Annotated in this window: 1 pseudogene; it reads right to left on the bottom strand. The window is 32.3% G+C overall.

What is annotated here, in order from left to right:
* Nucleotides 1-215 (bottom strand): annotated as a pseudogene (locus tag ACSG5Z_RS31090) (DUF4097 family beta strand repeat-containing protein); the annotation flags it as partial.
* Nucleotides 216-294 lie beyond the last annotated feature (79 nt).

Here is a 294-nt window from a genome sequence, read left to right as displayed (position 1 = left end):
CCTGATTCCTTTACATAAAAAGAAGAGTCGGGAGTTTTTTGGACAACAATATCCCCAGCATCTAACTTAACTTCTATATTTTTTAGTGTTTCGTTTTTAATTACGTCTTCTTTATTTCCTTCTTCTGCAGTTTGCACTGCTTTTTCATATGTTTGTGAAATCCCTATTACTCCAATAATGATACAAGCGATAGCTACTAACAATATTTTCTTCATCATCTACTCCCCTTTTATCATTTTGAAGTTCCATATTACATAACGTACGCAAAACTTTTTAAACCACGTCGTACTATAA

The sequence above is a fragment of the Bacillus pretiosus genome (assembly GCF_051294775.1).
In the GTDB taxonomy this organism is placed as follows: domain Bacteria; phylum Bacillota; class Bacilli; order Bacillales; family Bacillaceae_G; genus Bacillus_A; species Bacillus_A wiedmannii.
The sequence above is the reverse complement of the archived record's forward strand: the minus strand, read 5'-3'. Positions and strand labels throughout refer to the sequence as shown.